General features: G+C 37.0%; 25 protein-coding genes. 11 read left to right on the forward strand and 14 right to left on the reverse strand.

All coding sequences use genetic code 11. The features are described 5' to 3' along the window. Positions 1-45: 45 nt before the first annotated feature. From Q0794_RS04285 to Q0794_RS04320, 8 genes are all read left to right on the forward strand, one after another. Positions 46-1,080 (forward strand): PhoH family protein, encoded by a 1,035-nt coding sequence (locus tag Q0794_RS04285; RefSeq protein ID WP_160060552.1) that lies wholly within the window; start codon positions 46-48, stop codon positions 1,078-1,080. After that, positions 1,080-1,556, forward strand: a complete 477-nt coding sequence (gene ybeY / locus Q0794_RS04290) for an rRNA maturation RNase YbeY (protein ID WP_298940415.1) — start codon at positions 1,080-1,082, stop codon at positions 1,554-1,556. Before Q0794_RS04285 ends, ybeY begins: the two co-directional genes overlap by 1 nt. A gap of 9 nt (positions 1,557-1,565) precedes the next feature. After that, positions 1,566-2,438 (forward strand): CNNM family magnesium/cobalt transport protein CorC, encoded by an 873-nt coding sequence (corC, locus tag Q0794_RS04295; protein WP_298940416.1) that lies wholly within the window; start codon positions 1,566-1,568, stop codon positions 2,436-2,438. Continuing rightward, a complete protein-coding gene (gene lnt / locus Q0794_RS04300; RefSeq protein WP_298940418.1) occupies positions 2,435-4,036 on the forward strand; it encodes an apolipoprotein N-acyltransferase in 1,602 nt (533 codons plus the stop codon). The genes corC and lnt overlap by 4 nt, the downstream gene beginning before the upstream one ends. A gap of 66 nt (positions 4,037-4,102) precedes the next feature. After that, on the forward strand, positions 4,103-5,473 hold the full coding sequence (locus Q0794_RS04305; RefSeq protein ID WP_298940420.1) for an MATE family efflux transporter: 1,371 nt from the start codon (positions 4,103-4,105) through the stop codon (positions 5,471-5,473). Positions 5,474-5,586: 113 nt separating this feature from the next. After that, complete coding sequence (locus Q0794_RS04310) at positions 5,587-6,363, forward strand: ATP-dependent zinc protease (protein WP_298940422.1); 777 nt, start codon at positions 5,587-5,589, stop codon at positions 6,361-6,363. A gap of 9 nt (positions 6,364-6,372) precedes the next feature. After that, complete coding sequence (locus tag Q0794_RS04315) at positions 6,373-7,911, forward strand: inactive transglutaminase family protein (protein ID WP_298940424.1); 1,539 nt, start codon at positions 6,373-6,375, stop codon at positions 7,909-7,911. Between the two features lie 3 nt (positions 7,912-7,914). Continuing rightward, positions 7,915-8,886, forward strand: coding sequence for an alpha-L-glutamate ligase-like protein (locus Q0794_RS04320; protein ID WP_298940425.1), 972 nt, complete (start codon positions 7,915-7,917; stop codon positions 8,884-8,886). A gap of 658 nt (positions 8,887-9,544) precedes the next feature. Here the strand turns inward: Q0794_RS04320 and Q0794_RS04325 are convergent. The 9 genes from Q0794_RS04325 to zapE all read right to left on the reverse strand — a co-directional run bounded on the left by Q0794_RS04325 (position 9,545) and on the right by zapE (position 16,487). After that, a complete protein-coding gene (locus Q0794_RS04325) occupies positions 9,545-9,961 on the reverse strand; it encodes a ClpXP protease specificity-enhancing factor (protein ID WP_298940557.1) in 417 nt (138 codons plus the stop codon). A 34-nt stretch (positions 9,962-9,995) separates the two neighbouring features. Continuing rightward, on the reverse strand, positions 9,996-10,631 hold the full coding sequence (gene sspA / locus Q0794_RS04330; protein WP_298940426.1) for a stringent starvation protein SspA: 636 nt from the start codon (positions 10,629-10,631) through the stop codon (positions 9,996-9,998). 102 nt (positions 10,632-10,733) lie between these two features. Then, on the reverse strand, positions 10,734-11,471 hold the full coding sequence (locus Q0794_RS04335; protein WP_298940427.1) for a cytochrome c1: 738 nt from the start codon (positions 11,469-11,471) through the stop codon (positions 10,734-10,736). After that, positions 11,471-12,748 (reverse strand): cytochrome bc complex cytochrome b subunit, encoded by a 1,278-nt coding sequence (locus tag Q0794_RS04340; protein ID WP_298940429.1) that lies wholly within the window; start codon positions 12,746-12,748, stop codon positions 11,471-11,473. Before Q0794_RS04340 ends, Q0794_RS04335 begins: the two co-directional genes overlap by 1 nt. Then, positions 12,748-13,338: a ubiquinol-cytochrome c reductase iron-sulfur subunit gene (gene petA / locus Q0794_RS04345; protein WP_298940430.1), complete on the reverse strand. Its 591-nt coding sequence runs from the start codon at positions 13,336-13,338 to the stop codon at positions 12,748-12,750. Before petA ends, Q0794_RS04340 begins: the two co-directional genes overlap by 1 nt. Positions 13,339-13,586: 248 nt before the next feature. After that, positions 13,587-14,111, reverse strand: coding sequence for a non-heme ferritin (gene ftnA, locus Q0794_RS04350; protein WP_298940432.1), 525 nt, complete (start codon positions 14,109-14,111; stop codon positions 13,587-13,589). A gap of 111 nt (positions 14,112-14,222) precedes the next feature. After that, the gene (gene rpsI / locus Q0794_RS04355; protein WP_025565144.1) at positions 14,223-14,612 is read right to left on the reverse strand and encodes a 30S ribosomal protein S9; all 390 of its coding nucleotides are present in this window, start codon (positions 14,610-14,612) and stop codon (positions 14,223-14,225) included. 15 nt (positions 14,613-14,627) lie between these two features. Beyond that, entirely contained in the window at positions 14,628-15,056 is a 429-nt protein-coding gene (gene rplM / locus Q0794_RS04360) for a 50S ribosomal protein L13 (RefSeq protein WP_025565146.1), read from the reverse strand. Positions 15,057-15,377: 321 nt separating this feature from the next. After that, complete coding sequence (gene zapE / locus Q0794_RS04365; protein WP_298940440.1) at positions 15,378-16,487, reverse strand: cell division protein ZapE; 1,110 nt, start codon at positions 16,485-16,487, stop codon at positions 15,378-15,380. Positions 16,488-16,712: 225 nt separating this feature from the next. Here zapE and Q0794_RS04370 point away from each other — a divergent pair, with 225 nt between their 5' ends. The 3 genes from Q0794_RS04370 (at position 16,713) to degS (ending at position 20,934) form a co-directional block, all read left to right on the forward strand. Then, entirely contained in the window at positions 16,713-18,077 is a 1,365-nt protein-coding gene (locus Q0794_RS04370; protein WP_298940442.1) for a Do family serine endopeptidase, read from the forward strand. 184 nt (positions 18,078-18,261) lie between these two features. After that, a complete protein-coding gene (pykF, locus tag Q0794_RS04375) occupies positions 18,262-19,671 on the forward strand; it encodes a pyruvate kinase PykF (RefSeq protein ID WP_298940445.1) in 1,410 nt (469 codons plus the stop codon). 198 nt (positions 19,672-19,869) lie between these two features. Next, on the forward strand, positions 19,870-20,934 hold the full coding sequence (gene degS, locus Q0794_RS04380; RefSeq protein ID WP_298940447.1) for an outer membrane-stress sensor serine endopeptidase DegS: 1,065 nt from the start codon (positions 19,870-19,872) through the stop codon (positions 20,932-20,934). Positions 20,935-21,206: 272 nt separating this feature from the next. Here the strand turns inward: degS and murA are convergent, their stop codons facing one another. Genes murA through mlaD form a run of 5 tightly spaced genes read right to left on the reverse strand, consistent with a single transcriptional unit; the run spans position 21,207 to position 24,082 of the window. Next, positions 21,207-22,466 carry a UDP-N-acetylglucosamine 1-carboxyvinyltransferase gene (gene murA, locus Q0794_RS04385; protein ID WP_298940449.1) on the reverse strand — a complete coding sequence of 420 codons (1,260 nt, stop codon included), beginning with the start codon at positions 22,464-22,466 and terminating at the stop codon, positions 21,207-21,209. 19 nt (positions 22,467-22,485) lie between these two features. Then, on the reverse strand, positions 22,486-22,734 hold the full coding sequence (locus Q0794_RS04390) for a BolA/IbaG family iron-sulfur metabolism protein (RefSeq protein WP_298940451.1): 249 nt from the start codon (positions 22,732-22,734) through the stop codon (positions 22,486-22,488). 9 nt (positions 22,735-22,743) lie between these two features. Beyond that, on the reverse strand, positions 22,744-22,995 hold the full coding sequence (locus tag Q0794_RS04395) for a hypothetical protein (RefSeq protein WP_298940453.1): 252 nt from the start codon (positions 22,993-22,995) through the stop codon (positions 22,744-22,746). Further along, the gene (locus tag Q0794_RS04400; RefSeq protein ID WP_298940454.1) at positions 22,992-23,612 is read right to left on the reverse strand and encodes an ABC transporter substrate-binding protein; all 621 of its coding nucleotides are present in this window, start codon (positions 23,610-23,612) and stop codon (positions 22,992-22,994) included. The genes Q0794_RS04395 and Q0794_RS04400 overlap by 4 nt, the downstream gene beginning before the upstream one ends. Next, positions 23,612-24,082 (reverse strand): outer membrane lipid asymmetry maintenance protein MlaD, encoded by a 471-nt coding sequence (gene mlaD / locus Q0794_RS04405; RefSeq protein WP_298940456.1) that lies wholly within the window; start codon positions 24,080-24,082, stop codon positions 23,612-23,614. Before mlaD ends, Q0794_RS04400 begins: the two co-directional genes overlap by 1 nt.

Genomic DNA, 24,082 nt, shown 5'->3' on the forward strand with positions numbered 1-24,082 from the left:
TTTTGCTTAGAATGACTTTTATCCAAAATAAATAAGGCCTTAAATTTGACCACAAAATTAACTACATTACACCTTGATTTAGAACCTGCAGATAAAGATCGCCTAGCGGTTTTATGTGGCTCTTTTGACGACAACATCAAACAAATAGAACGTCGTTTAGGTGTTGAAGTAATTTATAAAGATGCACACTTTCAAATAGTGGGTGAGGAACGTTACGCTCAAGCCGGTAGCGAGTTAATCAATGATTTATACATTGAAACTCAGTCTATAAAAGGCAAAGCAGCACGTTTATCTGATGAAGATGTACATTTAGCGTTGCAAAACGTAATCAGTGAACATCGTTTATTGGAAGTCAGCGTCGCGTCTGAAGAAGTTGGTTTTAAGAGCCTAACAATTAAAACTAAACGTGGCGTGATTAAACCACGTGGTGAAAACCAAACAAAATACGTGAGTAATATTTTACGTAATGATATCAGCTTTGGCGTTGGCCCTGCTGGTACAGGTAAAACCTATTTAGCAGTCGCTTGTGCTGTAGAAGCATTAGAGCGTCAAGAAGTACGTCGTATTCTATTAACGCGTCCTGCTGTTGAAGCGGGTGAAAAACTAGGTTTTTTACCGGGTGATTTATCGCAAAAAGTAGATCCTTACCTACGCCCTTTATACGATGCTTTATTTGAAATGTTAGGTTTCGAGAAAGTTGAAAAGTTAATAGAAAAAAACATCATTGAAATTGCACCACTTGCTTATATGCGTGGACGTACTTTAAATGACGCATTCATTATTTTAGATGAAAGCCAAAATACCACGACAGAACAAATGAAAATGTTCTTAACTCGTATTGGTTTTAACTCTACAGCGGTTATTACAGGTGATATTACGCAAATTGATTTACCTCGCCATCAAAAGTCTGGTTTACGCCACGCGATTGAAGTATTAGGTGAAGTCGATGACGGTATCAGTTTTAACTTTTTCTTAGCAGACGATGTTGTACGCCATCCGGTAGTCGCGCGTATTGTTAAAGCTTATGATGCCTTTGATAGAAAAGCTGAAATAGCAGAAAGTGAAGCGAGAAACGCTTAATGGAATTGTACGTTGATTTACAGCTTGCTAGTGAAAGCCAGCAAGCGTTACCTGAGCAAGCACAATTTGAGGCTTGGGTTAGTGCAACTGTTATTGCGGCTAGCGAGCAAATACGAGATGAAGCTGAATTGACCATCCGTATTGTAGATAGTGAAGAAAGTCAGGAATTAAACCATCAATATAGAGGAAAAGATAAATCAACCAATGTGTTATCTTTTCCTTTTCAGAATCCACCAGGGATCACATTGCCTTTGTTAGGGGATCTGGTAGTCTGTAAAGCAGTGGTTGAAAAAGAAGCAACGGAGCAACAAAAACCGTTAATTTCACATTGGGCACACATGACAATCCACGGCACACTGCATCTTTTAGGTTTCGACCATATTGAAGAAGACGAAGCAGAAGCCATGGAAAGTATCGAAACCAAACTCATGATTGAGTTAGGTTATAGTGACCCTTATTTAAGCGAAAAAGAGTAAATAAAATTAATGTCGGAAGATTCTCAGTCTAGTAACGAACAACCTAAAGAAGGTCTGTTCGATAAAATCGGTAACCTATTTCAAGGTGAGCCTAAAAGCCAAGATGAATTATTAGATGTGATTGAGAGCGCTAAACAGCGTCAAGTTATCGATCAAAAAACCAAAGAAATGATAAAAGGTGTAATCGACGTATCTAAAATGCGTGTTCGAGATATTATGATCCCACGCTCACAAATGGTGACATTGGGGTTACACCAACCAGTTGAAGAGTTATTACCTGAAATTATTAACTCTGCCCACTCTCGCTTTCCTGTTATCACTGAAGATAAAGACCACGTTGTGGGTCTGTTATTAGCAAAAGATCTTATACAATACGGTTTCAGCTCAGATCCTGATGATTTTAAAATAGAAGACATTCTTCGCGAAGCTGTTGTCGTCCCTGAAAGTAAGCGACTAGATACTTTATTAAAAGAGTTTCGTAGCCAACGTTATCATATGGCCATTGTTGTTGATGAATATGGCGGTGTATCGGGTTTAGTCACCATCGAAGATATTTTAGAAGTGATTGTGGGTGAAATTGAAGATGAATTTGATTACGAAGAAGAAGATGAAATTCGTAAAATAGGTAAACGTACTTATACCGTGAGTGCATTAACCACACTCGCTGATTTTAATGAGTTCTTCGAAACTGATTACAACATTGATATTCAAGATACGATTGGTGGTTTAATTTTGCATGAACTCGGGCATTTACCTAGCCGTGGCGAAAAGATAACTATTAATGAGCATAAGTTTAAAGTCACTAATGCTGATAATCGTCGTTTAGTACAACTGCAAGTCCGTGTGCCAAAAGAATTGAAAAAAGAGCCTAAAAAAGATTGAAAAAATACCTGAGCAAATTACTGAATAAAGCGGTTTCTTCTTTACCTGTACAATTACTAACGGCGGCATTTTTAGGCGCGATACAAGTTTTTGCTTTTGCTCCTTTTCAGCAATGGTGGGTTTTATACCCATCATTTGTCGGTATGTTTTTATTGCTCAAAAAAGTTCAACAGCAACATAAAAAGCTGTTTTTAGTCAGCTTTATTTTTAATCTCTCGATGTTTGTTGCCACCCTACATTGGATCTATGTCAGCATGGACCTTTTTGGTGGCATGCCACTGATTATTAGCGCATTATTAATTGTCTTACTGTGTGCTTATTTAGCCCTATTCCCATCTCTAGCATTATGGCTTACTTATAAGATACCAACACAATCACTTGTTATTCGATTATTGCTAATAATGCCTAGCTTATGGCTAATAACTGACTGGCTGAGAGGTTGGGTATTAACTGGTTTCCCTTGGGCTTACTTAGGCTATAGCCATGCAGATACAGTATTAGTTGGTTTTGCACCTATTCTCGGCGTACAAGGTATCACCTTAGCGATATTACTTATTTGTGCTTGCCTTACTCTACTCACTCTTAAAAAGTCACAAAAGCTGGCGTCATTATTAATACTGGCCGTTGTGATGAGTGGTTATAGCTTGAAAAAACTCACTTTTACTGAATTACAACCAGCAATTAAAGTCGCTTTGGTACAAGGTAATATCGACCAAAACAAAAAGTGGGAACCAAACGAACTCTACCCTTCTATATTAAAATATTTAGCATTGTCAGGGATTAGCAATATCAAAGATAACAGCGGAAATGACCTGATTACCGCTGAAAAATCGACAGAAACCGAACTTGTCATTTGGCCAGAATCTGCCATTGCAGGTCTTGAAGTGGATATGCAACGTTTCTTACAATCTTTATCGTTGAAGTTTACAGAAGAAAATAAAGCATTACTGACAGGTATCATTAATTACGATGTGAATAACAAAGATTATTACAACAGTATTATTATGTTAGGTAAACTACCTCCTGGCCAAGGTTACTCGCAAACAAGCCCTAATCGCTATGCTAAACATCAATTATTACCGATCGGCGAATTTGTTCCTTTTGAAGATCTTCTACGCCCTTTAGCACCCTATTTTAATTTGCCAATGTCGAGCTTTCAACGTGGCGGCGAAATACAAGAAAACTTGAAATTTTCAAACAGCACACTCGCACCCGCCTTATGTTACGAAATTGCTTTCCCTGAATTATTGCGTAAAAACATCCATGAAAAAACAGGATTAATCATCACATTAAGTAACGATGCTTGGTTTGGCCATTCAATTGGTCCAGCTCAACATTTAGAAATAGCGAGAATGCGCGCCATTGAACTTGGTCGCCCATTATTACGCAGTACCAACAATGGTATTACCGCTATTTATGACAGTTTTGGCAATGAACTTGGACGCTTACCTTCAAATACTGATGCGGTATTACGACGAGAAGTTCAACCCGCTTATGGCCAAACGCCTTATCAACAAATAGGTCAGACTCCTTTATTTATTTTCTGCCTATTATCATTACTATCAGCATTGTTTTTAGTTAAAAGAAAAGCAGCTTAATCGTAACGCCTTAGTGAACCATTATTTTCATGACTATTTATATAAATAAGTTTATTAAGGCGCTTTATGAAAAATAAAATAATCACTTTTCAAAACAAAACCTTTCAGAAAAAGCTTTGGACTATCGCACTGCCAATCACCTTACAATCATTACTATATTCGTTTTTAGGATTAGTCGATATTTTAATGGTGAGTCAGTTAGGTGAAGCTGAAATTGCCGCAGTAGGATTAGGTAATAAAGTCTTTTTCTTTAACCTTTTAATGATGGTTGGCGTTAGCCATGCAGGCGGTGTACTTGCAGCTCAATATTATGGCGCAAAAGAACTGTCAGGGTTACGTCGCAGTTTAGTGACTTCTCTTTTAATCAGCTTATTAATCACCCTCCCCTTTGTTCTTTTTTATACACTTTCACCCAGTACCGTGACAGGTTTAGCAAGTAGTGATCTTGAGTTGTTAAACTATGCAGATCAATATTTAAAAATCACGGCTTATAGCTTTCTATTTATTGCCGTTGTATTGCCATTGGAAACCGCATTACGCTCCGCTGGTGATACCAAAACAGCGATGAATATTAGCTTTTTGGTATTACCACTGAATGCTTTCTTTAATTACATTCTTATTTTTGGACACTGGGGTGTACCAGCAATGGGAGTAGAAGGCAGTGCTTGGGGAACTTTTTTAGCCCGAGCGATTCAAATGGTATTGTTAATGTTGTTTATTGCGAAAAAACGAACCTTTGTTATTGCCAGTACAGAAGAGGTTAAAGCAGCATTATCAATACTTGATATACGTCGCTATTTGAAACTAGCGATTCCGATGATATTACATGATAGCGGCTGGGCATTAGGCGTATTTGTATACACCTTAATCTTTGCAATGATAGGCGTACAAGAACTCGCAGTGATGAGTATGGTGTCGACTATTGAACAAACTATTTTCGCACTGTTTATTGGTGTAGCAATAGCAAGTGGAACAATGATTGGCCATGAATTAGGTGCAAAGGCATTTGATAGAGCATGGCAACAAGCTTGGACGTTTATTTTATTTGTCCCAATCTTGGCGTTTGTGTTTGTACCGTTAATTATTTATTTTAGAGAGCCAGTATTATCTTTTTTTCCAACTCTGTCAGAATCAGCGACAGCAAGTGCTTCACAGGTTTTATTAGTACTCGCCTGTGCTTTATTTATACGAGTAATAAACTTTATTGGGATTATCGGCGTATTACGTAGTGGAGGCGATATAAATTACAGCACATTCATGGATATTTTTTGTATGTGGTGTATCGGAATACCTTTAACGTTTATGGCAGTGACTTATTATAACTTCACTTTAGTTGAAGCCTATATTGTCGCATTATCAGAAGAATTAATTAAAGTATTGCTCGTATTACATCGAGTCCACAAAAAACATTGGCTGAAAAATGTTTTACCCACTTAATTAAAGGCAGTTTAAATATAAACAAACATTCATTAACAGAATTTAACACTGCTATTTATAATGCAAACTGATACCATATTTTTTTAATTTTAACTTCTATCAAAGGAACCTTCATGCTTTTTAAGAGAACGGCCATTATTACACTTTCAACCTTATTTTTGACCGTTGGATGTATTTCTATTTCAACAGACGAAGAAGCGCAAAAAGTACAAACAACGCTTCAAGAACAAGCCAATAAAATTGTAGATTTAGAAACTGCTTTAACAGAATCCAAAGCAGATATAGAAGAAAAACAAAAAGCATTAGAAAAAAATAAAACAGATTTAGAAAAAGCACAACAAGAGAAATTGGAACTTGATGAAAAATTAAAACAGAAAGCTGCAGCGGTAAAATCAACAAAAAGAAGTAATAACGTTGTAACTAAAACAAACATCAATAAAACCACTTCAGATAAAACTATTTTAGGTCAAACTGAATGGATTTATGTCACTAAAGCAAAAGAAAATTTTAGAGCACGTATCGATACCGGTGCTGCAACGTCTTCTATCAATGCATTAGATATTCAAGAATTTGAACGTGATGGAAAAGATTGGGTTAAATTCAACATTTCACATGATGCAGATGAAAAAGATCAAATCATTGAAGCACGTGTCCTTCGTTATGTAAGAATATTACAGTCAAGCGAACCAGGTGAATTCGATCGACGTCCTGTTGTTGAACTCCATGTCAGAATTGGTGGCGTTGCACATCGTTCAGAGTTTACCTTAACCGACCGTCAGCATATGGAATATGCCGTTTTAATTGGTCGTAGCTTTATGCAAGATGTCATTGTCGTCGATGTGAGTAAAGATTATATCTACCCGAAATATCAACCAAAAGATACAAAATAGGCCATATTTATGAATGCTCGTATTTTCTTTTTTACTTTAGTCGCTGGGTTATTTTTACTGGGGATATTTCAGACTGTACAACGTCATTTAGCATTTGATATTCCATGGATGCCTGGTGAAACTCGTTCTGTATGGAACATCGATGCTAAAGTTGAATTTGAAGCAACAGGTAAGCCTGTTCTTGCTTCATTAACGACGCCCAATAGCCAAGCTGGCTATACACAAATAAGTCAAAATGCAGCATCTCCTGGTTACGGTTTATCATTCTTGTATGAAGATAATAACCCGCAAGCACAGTGGACTATCCGTGAAATAAATGGACCTCAAACCCTTTATTATAATATTCAATTATTAGTTGATAATGGAAGCACCGATCAATCGATTACCGAAATGCCTAAACTACATGAAGTAGAATACGGAGCAGCTGGCGTCGCTGCTGATTTAGCAGCTGGTTCAGATATTATAAAAGATGCTTTAAAAACGAGTGCTGACGCATTTAGCTTCACACGAGAAGTATTAAAGCAACTTAATGCAAGCGATCCTAACCAGAATGTTAGTTTAGTCTTAGCAGGTAAAGCATCAAAAACTGACATACTCATTACGCTGTTAAATGAAGCTAAAATTCCAACAAAAAGAATTGGTGCATTAACACTAGAAGACGGTCGCCGTCGCCAACATTTGCAACCGTTAATTGAAGTTTTTCAAGAGAGAGATGGAAAAATTGAGTCTCGTTTATTTGATGCTTCATCAGTAAAAGAAGTGGATCGTAGTGATCTATTATTATGGGATCAAAGCGGAAAAGCCTTATTAGAATTAACCGGTGGAGTTAACTCAAAAGTAAGCTTTTCAATGATCCAACAAGATCAGCCTGCACTCGCAGCTATCTTACAAAAAACAGATAATGAACATTTATTTAACTTTTCGATTCATAGCTTACCTGTTGAAGATCAGTCTTTATTTAAAGGTATTTTAATGATCCCGTTAGGTGTATTGATTGTAGTGATCATGCGAGTGCTAATAGGATTAAAAACCTCAGGTACTTTCATGCCAGTGTTAATTGCAATGGCTTTCATACAAACGAGCTTAATCACTGGTCTGGTTGGTTTCATTTTACTGGTCGCCGTTGGCTTGTTTATTCGATCATACTTATCACATCTTAACTTACTCCTGGTTTCTCGAATATCGACCGTGATCATCATGGTTATTTTATTGATCGCGCTATTTGGTGTTCTATCTTACAAATTAGGTTTGACGGAAGGCTTAAAAGTCACCTTCTTCCCAATGATCATCCTATCTTGGACGATTGAGCGTATGTCTGTTCTGTGGGAAGAAGAAGGTCCAAAAGAAGTCTTTACCCAAGGCGGCGGTAGTTTAGTTGTTGCGGTACTCGCTTACTTCGTCATGAGTAACGAAGTTGCTCGTCACCTGATGTTTAACTTTATTGGTTTGCAGTTTGTAGTAATGGCTTTTGTATTGGTGTTAGGTAGTTACACAGGTTACCGCTTGTTAGAGCTACGTCGTTTTAAACCTCTAGCGGACAAGGAATAAACTATGTTTTTTTCTAGTCCTTTTAAGTTAAAAAAGAAAGGCATTATGGGGATGAACCAACGTAACAGTGGTTATATTGGTCGTTACAATCCGCGTCGCTTATATCCTTTAGTGGATAACAAGCTAAAAACCAAAATCATTGCACGAGAAGCAAATGTGACGACTCCAGCCCTACTTGGTGTTATCTCGATGCAAGCTGAAGTTGAAGACGTAGAACATTTTATTAAAGATACCCCAGGATTTGTTATTAAACCTGCAAAGGGCAGTGGTGGTAAGGGCATTTTGGTTATTACCAAAATAAAAAATGGCCGTTATTACAAACCTAATGGTAATGAAGAAACACTTGCTGAGATAAAACGTCATGTCACTGATATTTTAGCTGGATTGTTTAGTTTAGGCGGAAGTGCAGATCTCGCTGTTGTAGAAGGCTTAATTCAATTTGATAGTGCCTTTGATGGTTTTAGCTTTGAAGGTGTGCCTGATGTACGAGTGATCGTATTTAAAGGCTTCCCTGTGATGGCGATGATGCGTCTATCAACCGCCGCTTCCGATGGTAAAGCTAATTTACATCAAGGCGCTGTTGGTGTAGGCATTGATATAGCGACAGGGAAAGCCGTTAACGCTGTTCAGTTCGATTTACCTGTTGAACGCCACCCAGATACAGATAAAGAGCTAAAACTGCTTAACGTACCAAAATGGGAGCGTTTAATCTATCTAGCAGCAAGCTGTTACGAAATGTCTGGTATGGGTTACCTTGGCACCGATATGGTACTCGACCGTGATTTGGGGCCGATGTTATTAGAGCTTAATGCTCGTCCAGGGTTAGCGATTCAAATTGCTAATGGGACAGGTATTCTGCCACGTTTAAAGCTTATTGAAAGTTTAACCAATGCAGAGCAAATGACGGTAGAAGAACGTGTCGCTTTTTGTAAGAAACATTTTGCAGAAACCCCATTAGTTGAAATAGCTTCTTAACTGAACATAAATCAATCATAACCTCATAATGAGTCATTAAATTTATAAGCCTGTTACCATGATGGTAACGGGCTTTTTTTCGTTCAATTTTTAATTATTCATTCTTTACCACTACATTTCGATAATGGTAATTAATGATGAACATGCCTTATCTTTCTTCATATTTCCTCTTCTGCAGCACCTCACTTAGCTCATCTAATACCGATAAGTTAACCTCTATGGATAGCAATATATTGAGTGTTAATTGATAGATTAAAGAAATAGATTTAATACTAAATAGCGAAGAAATCGAAACTCCATGTTCAAAGTAATTAATGGAAATGGCATCTTTTTAAATAATTTGTAAATAGTTTTTGCTTTATGTGCTTGAGAGGAGTCTTTGCAAGGAATGGTTAAGATAGCTAATTAAGCGTAATAGTTCAAAGGATAAGTGATAACGGCGATAGTGAAGGTCGGACTTATTAGTTGAATTCAGGATACAATATATTACTGTTAATATTACTGTTAATATTACAGTTACTTGAGTTTATTGACGTCCAACAAAGTTAAGCATTTAATAAAGTATAAAAACAAAAAAACCGAGTAAAACTCGGTTTCTAATTAAATATTAATAACAGTTAAATATGTTATTAAACTAGTCAATTATTAAGCTAACCAGTTATTTCACCACTGTTAATGTCGGCTTCTTACCTGAACCTTTAGTGCTTGGATTTGCTTCTTTATTGTCTTCGACAGACTGTAAAGGCATATCAAACTTTTCATAAGCAGGCTCTTCAGGGAAGATGGTACCAGCACCATTTTCACGCGCATAAATTCCTTCGATAGCATATAAAGGAACGTACACTTGCATTGGTTGACCAGAGAATCGAGCATTAAAAGATAATGCCTCATCATCTAAAGAAAAAGCAATCACTGAACTAGGTGCAATATTTAATACGATCTTACCATTTTCAACAAATTGTTGTGGTACATCAACATGTGGTTTTGTTGCATCAACAATTACATGAGGCGTGCATTCACTATCAACTATCCAGTTGTAGAAAGCGCGCATTAGATAAGGACGTTGTACTAACATTTCCGACATTTTAAATACCTACCAATTTAAAGAATTAACCGCCGATACGGATTTCACGCTCAGTTTCAGTCATTGAAGCTTGGAATGATTCACGTTCGAATACTTTAACCATGTAGCTTTTTAGACCCGTTACATTATCGTAACCTAAATCGATTTTTAATTCTGGTAGACGCCATAATAATGGTGCCATGTAGCAATCAACAATCGTAAATTCTTCAGACATAAAGTAAGAGAAGTGATCAAATACTGGTGCTACTTCAAGAATTTTAGCACGTAACTTAATACGAGCAGCTTCAGCTTTAGCAACATCATTAGACATAACAATAGCAACTAATGGGTACCATTCGCTTTCTATACGTTGCATTAATAAACGGCTTTTAGCGCGTTCAACTGGGTATACAGGCATAAGTGGTGGATGAGGAAAACGCTCATCTAAATATTCCATAATAATACGTGAATTATATAAGACTAATTCACGATCAACCAATGTAGGAACATCACTATTTGGTGTTAATTCAGCTAACTCCTCAGATGGGTTTTCGTCATCAACAGTCGTGATGTCGACATTAACGCCTTTTTCAGCTAACACGATACGTGTTTGGTGACTATATAAATCAGATGGTCCTGAGAACAACGTCATTACAGAACGTTTATTTGCAGCTACAGCCATGGAATACCCCTAGTAGTTAAAAATGTGTGCTTAAAAAACACAAACGGCAATGATGTCACAGTGACGCCATTGCCGAAAAAATGAGAGAAATGATATTGGTGCTTAGTGAATATCGCGCCAGTACTCTTTCTTCAATAAGTAACTCAGTATAAATAAGATTATTAAGAAACCGATTACCCAAAAACCTAAGCTTTGACGTTCAAGTTTGTTCGGCTCTCCTGAATAGACTAGGAAGTTTACCAGATCTAGTACCGCTTCGTCATACTCATCGGATGACATCTCACCTGTACCACTACTTTCAAGTCCGACAACCGTAAGATGTTCGACACCTTGCTCATCAACATGAGTTTCCGTAATAGCAGTAGGAATGCCTTGTAACTCTTCTAATACATGCGGCATACCCACATCTTTAAAGACAACATTATTCACGCCAAATGGGCGATTAGGGTCTTTATAGAAAGAACGTAAGTAAGTATATATCCAGTCAGGTCCACGTAAACGGGCTTCTAACGTTAAATCTAATGGAGGATTACCAAACCACTTAGCAGCATCTTTTTTATCCATACTGTTAATCATTAGCTCACCAATCTTGCTATCTGTGAAGATCAAGCTATCACGCATCATCTGGTCAGGTATTCCTAAATCAGTTGCAACACGTTGGTAACGTTGATGTGCAGTAGAGTGACAAGCAGAGCAGTAGTTCATGAATAATTTAGCGCCATTTTGTAATGATGCTTTATCAGTCAAGTCATAATTTGCTTTATCTAAAGGAACACCACCGCCTGCTGCAAAAACAAGGCTCGGTATAATTGCCACTAAGGCTATCAATAATTTTTTCATTAGTGTGTCAACCTCGTTGGTAGTGGCTTAGTCTTCTCATTTTTACTGTAAATAAACAGGGCAATAAAGAAACCAAAGTATCCGACAGATGCTATCTGAGCAATCAATGTATATAAAGGCGTCGCAACTAGCGTACCTAATACACCCAACACGATGAAACAAATAATAAATTGTGTAATATTTAGCTTATGCTTCCAACTACGGTAACGAATTGATTTAACCTTACAACGGTCTAACCAAGGTAATAAGAACAAGATTGCAATAGACCCACCAAAGAACACAACACCAATAAGTTTATCTGGAATTGCACGTAGAATTGCATAGTAAGGTGTGTAATACCAAACTGGCGCAATGTGATCTGGTGTTTTCAAGCCATTTGCAGCTTCAAAGTTAGGCGCTTCAAGTAAATAACCGCCACCTTCAGGAATAAAGAAAAGAACCGCACAAAAACAAATTAAGAAGAACGATACACCCATGATATCTTTCACCGTAAAGTACGGATGGAAAGGAATAGCATCGACAATATCTTTCTTACCACTGTATTGTTTATGGAAAGTAAATTGACCTTTTTCCTCTTCAGTCGCAGAACCTTTTTTACGTTTAATCTCTACACCATCTGGATTATTAGAACCGACTTCGTGTAAAGCAACAATATGTAAAAATACCAAAGCAACTAATGCTAATGGCAACGCCACAACATGTAATGCAAAGAAACGGTTAAGTGTTGCACCAGAGATAACATAATCACCACGTATCCATAGTGTTAAGTCATCACCAATAATTGGAATCGCACCAAATAGTGAGATAATTACTTGTGCTCCCCAGAAAGACATTTGTCCCCAAGGTAGTAAATATCCCATGAATGCTTCGGCCATTAGCACTAAGAAGATCAACATACCGAAGATCCAAATAAGCTCACGTGGCTTTTGGTATGAACCGTAAATTAAGCCGCGGAACATATGCAAGTATACAACGACAAAGAATGCTGAAGCCCCGGTAGAATGCATGTAACGTAATAACCAACCATAAGGAACATCACGCATGATGTACTCTACAGAAGCAAATGCGCCTGCTGCAGATGGGTTGTAATGCATTGTTAACCAGATACCAGTTAATAATTGGTTAACTAGCACTAACATTGCTAAAGAACCAAAAAAGTACCAAAAGTTAAAGTTAACGGGAGTCGGGTATTGTGCAAGATGTTTATTCCACGTTTCCGTCATTGGGATACGAGTATCGATCCAATCGATGCCGCCCATCACTAATTTTTTAAGCATTAGGCATCTCCTTTGTCTACGCCAATGAGGATATTTGTCTCATCCACATAATAATGTGGAGGTATCACTAAATTTAATGGTGCAGGTACGTTTTGGAATACACGCCCTGCCATATCAAACTTTGAACCGTGACATGGGCAGAAGAATCCAGATTCGACGCCTTCAACTTGCTCATTAAATGAATCAGGTAAATAAGTTGGTGAACAACCTAAATGAGTACAGATACCTACAGCAAGAAATAAATCAGGTTTTAAAGAACGACCTGCATTAGTCGCATATTCAGGTTGTTGGGGTTCTTTCGATTCAGGGTCACGTAATTTACTATCTAATGTCGCGAGTTCTTCAATTACTTTTTGTGTTCGGGAAACAACCCATACCGGTTTGCCTCGCCATTCAACACGAATTAATTGACCTGGCTGAATTTTGCTAATATCCACGCTAACTGGCGCACCAGCAGCTTTAGCTTTTTCACTTGGACTCCAAGATTTCACAAAAGGTACTGCTACTGCGGCAGCCCCTACAGCACCAACAACTCCCGTTGTTAGTGTTAGAAACTTGCGACGACCAGAATTAACAGGCACATTGCTCATTTAACCATCTCCATTGTGAGCTACTAAAAAAGCAGTTCAAAAAATATAAAACTGGGGGGTTTACATCAATCCGTTGAAACATGAATTACGAATGTACATAAAAACTGGCTGAATTTTAAAGAAATCGCCCCTCATTTACAAGCCATTACCATTACTTTTGACGGGGAAATACGAAAAAAGCATGGCTTAGTTGACCATGCTCTCATTAGAACTGCTTTGCATCAAAAAGACAGCTCAACATTGAAGGTTTAAACAGCGGCGTCCATAATAGATGTTGAACCTGTTTTTGCAATTTCAGCAAGATCTTTATCAATCCAATATAGCGCTTTACCATCTTCACCCACTAAAGAGATTTTATCTAAAATACCTTTAAATAGCTTCTCTTCTTCATGTTGCTCTGCGACATACCACTGTAAAAAGTTAAAAGTAGAATAATCATGCGTTGTGAATGCAACATGGGTTAATTCATTAATTTCTTTAGTAATTAAACATTCATGTTCATAAGTTGCTTCAAATACATCTTTTAATGACTCAAAGTCAACTGGTGGAGCTTCAATTGAACCTAAAATAGGTAAGGCACCCGTTTCACTAACATAAGTAAATAAGCGATTCATATGCTCCATTTCTTCTGTAGCATGCTTACGTAACATAGTCGCAGCACCTTCATAGCCTTTGTCTTCACACCAAGCGCTCATTTGTAAATACAAGTTTGAAGAGTAAAACTCTAAATTAATTTGTTCGTTCAACTTTTCAACCATGGTCTTATTTAGCATGACCTTCTCCTATTATTATTAATTGATTAACTTTAAAGCGCGATCCACTAAAAAACAAGTAAAAAAAAGCCCAGTATAAACTGGGCTTTTTTGCAATTCGTAAAAACGAAATTAACGTTTAGAGAACTGTGGACGTTTACGTGCTTTATGTAAACCGACTTTCTTACGCTCAACTTTACGAGCATCACGTGTTACGAAGCCTGCACCACGTAATTCAGAACGTAGTGTCTCATCAAACTGCATTAATGCACGAGTGATACCTAAACGGATTGCGCCAGATTGACCAGTTGTACCACCACCTTTAACAGTGATGTTTAGGTCGAATTTTTCAGCAGAGTCTACTAACACTAATGGTTGACGAACAACCATACATGCAGTTTCACGACCGAAGTATTCATCTAGGTTACGTTTGTTGATAGTGATTTGACCACTACCTGCTTTCATAAACACACGAGCTGTAGAGCTTTTGCGACGACCTGTGCCGTAGTATTGATTTGCCATTGTTTTATATTCCTATTAGATGTCTAAAACTTGTGGTTGCTGTGCAGAATGTTGATGCTCAGTACCAGCATAAACTTTCAATTTACGGTACATTGCGCGGCCTAGAGGACCACGTGGCAGCATACCATTTACAGCTTTTTCAATAACACGCTCAGGAGCACGTACGATCAAGTCTTCAAAGCTAATTGCTTTAATGCCACCGATGAAACCTGTGTGGTGGTAGTAAATTTTACCTTTAGCTTTGTTACCAGTTACAGTAACTTTCTCAGCATTGATAACGATGATGTAATCGCCAGTATCAACATGAGGAGTGTATTCAGCTTTATGTTTACCGCGTAAACGTAAAGCGATTTCAGTAGCTAAACGACCTAGTGTTTTACCTTCAGCGTCAACTACGAACCAGTCGCGTTTTACTTCAGCTGGTTTTGCAACAAAAGTTTTCATTAAGTTATACCCAAATTAATGATTTAAAAAAAATATGACTACATAAATTGCAGCCAAAAATGTATTTTTCGCCTTTCCGTATCCCTTCGAATACGTCTAGCGTAAACAGATCCACCATAACAATTGGGGAGGTGGATAACGTGGGCGGCCAGATTATATAGAAAATTGAGCCAGAGATCACCTGTTTATTACAACTTTATGAACAAGTTTCTCACAGTTCGTTAATAGTTGTTAACAATCAGCGATATTTACTTATTTGCCTACATCATTACTTATCTAATCACTTGCTTCATTAGTAAAGTAATAAACGATGGGAGGTTATTATATATCGAGGTGATGTGCCTTACTTAAATAAGCTTTACTTTGCATTTCTAACAAACGAGAAACACAACGTTGGAATTCAAAGGCAAGACGAGTGCCTTTATAAAGTTCTAATACGCTGACTTCAGCAGATATAATAAGCACTACGTTACGATCGTAAAATTCATCGACCATCGCAATAAAGCGTCTACTTAAATCATTATGCTGTTCTGTCATTTGGGGAATGTTAGACACTAATACAGTGCGATATAAGATGGCTAATTCAATATAGTCATGAACGCTACGAGGCCCATCACACAATTCACTAAATTCTATACTAAGTGTATCGCAGCTATTGGCAATAATATTGAGAGGTCTATCATTAATGGTAATGGTGTGATTGTACTCTTTATCACCAGAGGAAAAAGTTTCAAAACTATTTTTAATCTGTAATGCAGCTTCTTGATCAAGAGGATAGTGATAAATTTCAGCGTCAATTAAACGACCTAAACGATAATCTTTACCGCCGTCTAAGTTAAAGATTTCACAATGTTTGTTAATAAGATCGATGGCAGGTAAAAATCGAGCTCTTTGCAAACCATTTCTATATAGATGATCAGGGTGAATATTAGACGTTGCAACTAATACAACTCCCTCGGCAAATAAAGCTTCAAACATGCCAGCTAAAATCATCGCATCGGTAATATCTTCAACAAAAAACTCATCGAAACAAATGATGTCAGTTTCACTGGCAAATTGCTTCGCGATTTCTTTCAAAGGGTCGACTTGCCCTTGTAATAAGGTTAATTTTTTATGCACTTGCAACATAAAGTGATGAAAGTGCAGACGCTGTTTACGTTTACCTTGAATACTATGAAAGAATAAATCAACAAGATAAGTTTTACCTCGTCCAACACCACCATAAAAATAAAGGCCTTTAATATTATTTTTAGCTTTAGGAACAGAACTGAACAAACGCTGGAATAAAGAACTTTTTGGCTCTGGTTTAGTCTGATTTTCTAACAATTCATCATATAATCGTTGTAGCATGGTAATTGCTTGCAACTGTGCGTCGTCAGCAAAGAAATTGGGTTTTAATAGGTCTGCTTGATATAAAGAAAGTGGTGTCACATTAATGTCTTAATAAATCAGTAAATTAACCTTTATATAACATATTTTGAAGTACTTTATACAGAGACATTTAAAATGTTAAATAAGTTTTGAGGCATATCTCGCGAAAAAGACGAGAAATAAACATCTCAAACAAATTTAACTATTATTATATAGCAGGTTATTCTGATAGATAATTACGAATCAATCATCAAAAAGTTCAGTAAAAACGAATAAGGAATCAAAATGAGTGGTTTTATACAAACCTTGCTGTTTTCAATTTTACTATTAATTAACATTAATGTTAGCGCAGCCTTACCGACTGCAATCGACGGTAATAATTTACCTAGCCTCGCTCCTCTGATAAAAAAGGTAAGCCCTGCAGTCGTTGATATTACTGTTTCAGGCGGGAATAAAACCTCCCCTCAAGATTCAAAAGACTTATTAGATTTCTTTAGACCTAATGCCTCTGCGCAATCTAAACCTCGCCCCCAACCTTTTTCAGGATTAGGTTCAGGCGTTATCATCAATGCGCAAAAAGGTTTCATCATCACTAATTATCATGTTATCGAACATGCAGATAAAATCATCATTACTCTTATTTCTGGACGTCAACATGAAGCCACCGTAGTGGGACAAGATCCACAAAGTGACGTTGCATTGCTACAAATAAAAAGTAAGACCCCTTTGGTCGCAATCACATTTGCTGACTCCGACAAATTACAAGTGGGCGACTTTACTATTGCCATAGGAAATCCATTTGGTTTAGGTCAGACCGTCACTTCCGGTATTGTCAGCGCACTTGGCCGTAGCGGACTTAACCTACAAAACTTAGAAAACTATATCCAAACCGATGCTGCTATTAATAGCGGTAACTCCGGTGGTGCACTATTAAACTTGAAGGGAGAGCTTATTGGCATTAATACCGCTATTTTAGGACCTAATGGAGGTAACATTGGTATCGCGTTTGCGATTCCAGCTAACATGGTAAAAAATCTAGCTCAACAACTTTCAGAGTTTGGTGAAATTCGTCGTGGCATACTTGGTATCAAAGGTGGAGAAGTAACACCAGAATTAGCAAAAAGCTTTGAATTAGACATCAATCATGGTGCATTTATTTATCAAGTAACGCCAAACTCAGCAGCAGATAAAGCAGGATTAAAAGCAGGCGATGTAATCACTTCAGTTAACGGAACTAATATTAGATCGTTTGCTGCATTACGAGCTAAAATAGGTACGTTAAGTGCGGGAAAAAAAGTAATACTAAATGTCATGCAAGACGATCAAGAAAAAACAATCACCGTTATTTTAGGAGGTAAAGGTTCAACGTCATTAACAACAACGACTAAGTCCCCTACTATTATATTTGAAGGAGCTATATTAAAAGACGCAGAAAAAGGACAACTTATTCCAGGTATTAATGTCGCGCAAGTTGAAAGAAATTCAGACGCCGATCGTTTAGGTATCGTTAAAGGTGATGTGATCATTGCAGTAAACCGCACTAAAGTGACGAATCAACAGCAACTTATAGCTGAACTTAAGAAAGCTAAAAACATGAGAGCCTTGAATATCATGCGTAATAACCGACCAATCTATATAATATTAGACTGAGATCACAAAAAAATGTAATAAATTTACAGAAATATGCGCTTAATAAGCCTTTATTGATTATAAATAATTTTTTATTCGATAATTTCTTGTAAAATACACAACATAAATTATAAAAATAACAGTTTCAATAAAACTTGTAAGTAAAAGTAAGTAAAAAAGCACAATCACTCTTGGAGAAAAGACGGTGAGAAAAACTAAAATAGTATGTACGATAGGCCCAAAATCAGAATCTAAAGAAATGTTAGCAAAACTAGTTGAGAACGGCATGAATGTAATGCGTCTTAACTTTTCACATGGTGACTTCGTTGAACATGGAACACGTATCACACGTATCCGCGAAGTATGTGAAGAAACAGGCAAAAATGTTGCAGTACTATTAGATACTAAAGGTCCAGAAATCCGTACTGTTAAGCTAGAAAACGGTGACGATGTATTATTAACTGCAGGTCAAGAATTCACACTTTCTACTGACCAAACAATCGTTGGTGATAACACCATCGTTGCAGTAACTTACGAAAACCTAACAAAAGACCTAGTGGTTGGTAACACTGTATTATTAGACGATGGTCTAATCGAAATGACAGTTAAAAGCATCACAGATACAAACGTTGTTTGTACTGTAATGAACACCGGTGAATTAGGCGAAAACAAAGGTGTTAATCTACCAGGTGTTAAAGTTCAACTACCCGCTTTGTCTAAAAAAGATAAAGGCGATTTAATCTTTGGTTGTGAGCAAGATGTAGATTTCATTGCAGCGTCATTTATTCGTAAGAAAGAAGACGTACTAGAAATTCGCGAGCTATTAAAAGCAAACGGCGGCGAAAAGATTCAAATCATCTCTAAAATTGAAAACCAAGAAGGTGTTGATAACTTCGATGAAATCCTAGCGGTTTCTGACGCTATCATGGTTGCTCGTGGTGACTTAGGTGTTGAAATTCCTGTTGAAGAAGTAATCTTTGCACAGAAAATGATGATTGAAAAAGCAAACAAAGCGCGTAAGCCTGTTATTACAGCAACACAAATGCTTGACTCTATGATCAAAAACCCTCGTCCAACTCGTGCTGAAGCGGGTGATGTTGCAAATGCTATCATCGACGGTACTGATGCAGTAATGCTGTCAGGTGAATCAGCTAAAGGTAAATACCCTGCTGAAGCAGTTGAAATCATGGCTTCTATCTGTGCGCGTACAGACAGTGTTCTACACTCAGTAACTGATGAGAAAGAAGCTGACCTTCGCATTACAGAAGCAGTATGTAGCGGAGCAGTAAAAAATGCTGAGCAATTAGGTGCTAAACTACTTATCGTTGCAACAGGTGCTGGTAAATCAGCTCGTTCACTTCGTAAGTACTTCCCATCAATGCCTATCCTAGCATTAACGAGCAATCCTAAAACACGCCAACAATTAGCGTTAACTAAAGGTGTTTCAGCTAAAGTAGTAGAACAACAAACTTCAATGGAAGACTTCTACAAACTAGGTATGGATATCGCAAAAGAACAAGGCTTAGTGGTTGCTGGCGATAAAGTAGTAATGGTAACAGGTGCATTAGTAGATTCAGGTACAACTAATACCTCTTCTGTACACGTTATCTCTTAAAACCAGACTAAATAAGTGACAATAAGTTTATTATTTATTGTTTATTGTTTATTGTTTTTTATATTTAAAAACATCGCTTTAGAGCGATGTTTTTTTTTGCGCTATGTTAATTAAATAGAAAGTAATTTTCCGCCAACCGTTACTTTTCTATATACTGAACTTCAATTTTTTGTATCTATTGCGTATCAATAAAAATATATGAAGCTGAAGCATTACTCAAACTATTTAATAAAACCTATTCTCGGTGGATTATTCCTTGCTGGAATAATTATCTACAGCCCAATAATATTTAAAAGTGTAAGCAATAACAGCAGTTATCAACCAGAGGTTATTAGCTACTCTGATGCTGTCAAAAAATCAGCACCTTCCGTCGTTAACATATATTCTCAGCAATACATTGATTCTAGTGTCGGTAATAAACAACAACTACAGCCTACAGGCTTAGGCTCAGGCATTATTCTTGATGCTAAAGGCTACATTTTAACCAACTATCATGTTATTGCTAAAGCAGATCAAATTCTAATTGCTTTACAAGATGGGCGCTTATTTACAGCCACTATTATCGGTAGTGATACTATTACTGACCTAGCCGTCTTACAAGTTGACGGTGAAGATCTCCCCGTTATGCCACAAAATCCTGATTACTCTCCTGAAATAGGGGATGCGGTTTTAGCGATAGGTAACCCTTATAACCTTGGTCAAACAATTACTCAAGGAGTGATCAGTGCATTAGGTCGAAGTGGTATGAGTAGTACTGGTCGCCAAGACTTTATTCAAACCGATGCAGCGATTAATGAAGGTAACTCAGGCGGGGCTTTGATTAACAGTCGAGGAGAGTTAGTGGGCATTAACACATCAGAGTTCTACACAGGCACCAGTAACGTTACTTATGGTATCAGTTTTGCTATCCCTTATCGTTTAGTCTCTCATGTAATGAAAAGTATCATCAAAAATGGTCGTGTTATTCGTGGTTCATTAGGCATTGAAGCTGAAAACCTAGATCCTTTAGTCGCTCGCTTATGGGGCTTAGAAGCTAAAAATAGTATTATTGTTAAAAAAATAACCGATGGCGGGCCAGCACACAGATCGGGTATGCAGAAAAATGACATTATTTTAAAAATTGACGACAAAGATGCTATTAATCTTATTGTCACAATGGATAAAATAGCCAAAATAAAACCTGGAACCAATACAAAAATCACTATATTAAGACAAGGTAAAGAACAAATACTTGATGTAGAAATTGGTGAGTTACAACAATAAAAATGGTTCATGCACTACTATCAATAGTAAAAATCCCAACATAAAAGTGAGGTAGAGCAAAAAAATGACTCTTTTCACTAAAAAACAACATGTAATTTAACCTACATTTTTAATCGTTTTTCTGTTTATCTTCTTGTTTCTATTCATATAACTCTGCTTTTATCACCCCTTCTATAAAGATGATATCTTTGAATTTTAGATATAAAAAAAGAAAGCCGAAGCTTTCTTTTTATTTATAGAATAGATATATCTATTCAGTAAAGTTTTTAAAACTAAGATTCTACGCGGCGCATTTTAGCACCAAGTGGAATAAGTTTATCTTCAATCGCTTCATAACCACGGTCGATATGATAAATCTCATCAACTGTCGTTTCGCCCTGTGCGATTAAACCAGCAATCACTAAACTTGCAGAAGCACGTAAATCAGTCGCCATGACCGTTGCGCCACTTAGTTTATCGTTATCACCACAAATAGCTAAGTTACCATCTAACTCGATGTTAGCGCCCATACGGATTAATTCAGGGACATGCATAAAGCGATTTTCAAAGATATTCTCTTTAATACGACCAGTACCTGGAGCAACAGTATTAAGCAAAGTAAATTGTGCTTGCATATCGGTAGGGAAAGCAGGATGTGGTGCTGTTGTAATATTAACTGACTTTAAAGTACGGCCAGTCATATCGACTTCAATCCAATCATCACCAGTAGTCACTAATGCGCCAGCTTCTTCTAATTTAGATAATACAGCAGTCAATAGTAGTGGATCAGTTTTAACACAACGTACTTTACCCCCACTGACAACGCCAGCTACTAAGAAAGTACCTGTTTCGATGCGGTCAGGTTGTACTTGATAAGCACAGTCACCTAGCTTTTCAACACCTTCAATAACGATAGTGTCAGTGCCCGCACCAGTAATTTTACCGCCCATACCATTAATAAAGTTAGCAAGATCGACAATTTCAGGTTCTTTAGCAGCATTCTCAATGGTTGTAATGCCTTCCGCAAGTGATGCAGCCATCATTAAATTACCTGTACCAGTAACACTCACAAGGTCCATGTATAGATGACAACCTTTTAAACGACCGTCAACACGAGCTTTAATAAAGCCGTCTTCTACTTTAATCGTAGCGCCCATTTGCTCTAGACCGTGAATATGTAAATTCACAGGGCGAGCACCGATCGCACAACCGCCAGGTAATGAGATATCTGCTTCACCAAAACGTGCAACTAAAGGACCTAACGCTAAAATTGAAGCTCGCATACTTCTCACTAATTCATAAGAAGCAGTATAGTTTTTAACGTCTTTTGCATTAATATGAACAGTGTGTTGATCTTGACTAGCAGTTGCACCTAGCTCTTTTAGAAGCTCAAGCGTTGTAGATATATCTTTTAAAAGCGGTACATTACTTAAGTTAATATCGCCCTCTGATAACAAAGTGGCAAATAAAATTGGTAATGCCGCATTCTTTGCACCAGAAATAGTAACCTCGCCATTTAATTGGCAGCCACCTTGAATAATAAATTGACCCATGAAAATCCCTATAAACTTACTAAATAAAATGTTTTTGTTTTTGCCACTCATCTGGTGTCAATGCTTTGATTGTTAGTGCATGTATTGCATTAGTTGCAATATCATCAGCTAAAATCGCATAGATAGTTTGCTGTTTTTTAACGCGGCTCATTTCAATAAACATATCACTTACAACAATAACTTGAAAAGTGCTACCTTCACCTTTAACAATACAAACGTCCAATGTTAGGGCTTGTTCTAATTTTTCTTTAATTATTTCAGTATTCATAATAAACCATTATTTTTCAAAAAAAATTTCTACACCATAAAGTTCAGCTAATACGCAAAGTTTCTTTGAAGCATTAACTAACTTTAAAGCGGGATATTGTGCTTTAACCTGCACTAAATAGGCTACTCCCGCAGAGTCGACATTATTTAATTGCGATAAATCTAAGTTTTTAATTGCTTGGTAAGTATTTACGGCGGGATAAGTTTGCTCGCTTAAATTAGCGAGCAATAAATCTCGTTCAAGCAACATACTGTTACTCATGATGTAAACTCATCATTTTTTTGCAGCAATAATTTAATCACTTCATCAATTCCTTTTTTCTGAATTAATGAACCAAACTCCGAACGTTTGGTATCTAACATGCTCACACCTTCTGCAATCACATCAAACACTTTCCATTCACCTGTCTTTTTATTTTTGCGTAATTTAAAATCTAACTGGGTGATTTGCCCATTATTGTCGCGCATTCTAACAGGAACACTAACAATTTTCTTACCCTTAAAATTATTATTATCCAGTATTGTGAGCGTTTGTTGATCGTATTTAATCAATATATGACCATAAGCATTAATTAGATAAGTACGAAATGCTTCAACAAAGTTATCGCGCTGCTCAGAGGTTGTTTCTCTTAAGTTTGCACCAACTACACTATAAGCCGCATATTTATAATCAAAATAAGGAATAAGCTCCTCATTAATGATCACTTTAATGTATTCAGGCTCTTCCGCTAACTTGTTTTTTTCACTGCTTAAACGTTCAAACGTGTTAGTCGATAAGGTATGTAAAACTTTATTAGGATCAGTTAAGTCATTTTCAACTGCCATCAATGAAAATGAAAGAGAGTACAAAAAAGCAAAAACATAAATAAATAAGCGCATTAGTCGTCCTTATTAATAGAATAAATAAATTGTCCGATTAGATCTTCAAGTACTAATGCAGATTTAGTATCTTCGATCATATCGCCATTACCTAACATTTCTGTATCATCAAGAATAAAACCAGGTTTAATACCAACATATTGCTCACCTAATAACCCTGAGGTCAAAATGGCGAGAGAAGATGTTTCAGGGTAAAAGCCTTGTTTTTCAAACATAGAGAGCGTGACTAAAGGTGTATAAGTTTTAGTATCTAAAGAAATAGATTCAACACGGCCAACCACCACACCGCCTAATTTCACAGGAGCTCTTGGTTTTAAGCCTCCGATGTTACTAAAGTTAGCTTGTAACGTATAACTGCTTCCTTCACCTTTAAAAGATAACCCTGCAACACTAAACGCTAAAACAATAAAAGAGGCGATTGCTGCAACAACAAATAACCCAACCCAAATTTCTAATTTTTTTTGTGGCAT

The organism is uncultured Psychromonas sp., from assembly GCF_947489755.1.
In the GTDB taxonomy this organism is placed as follows: domain Bacteria; phylum Pseudomonadota; class Gammaproteobacteria; order Enterobacterales; family Psychromonadaceae; genus Psychromonas.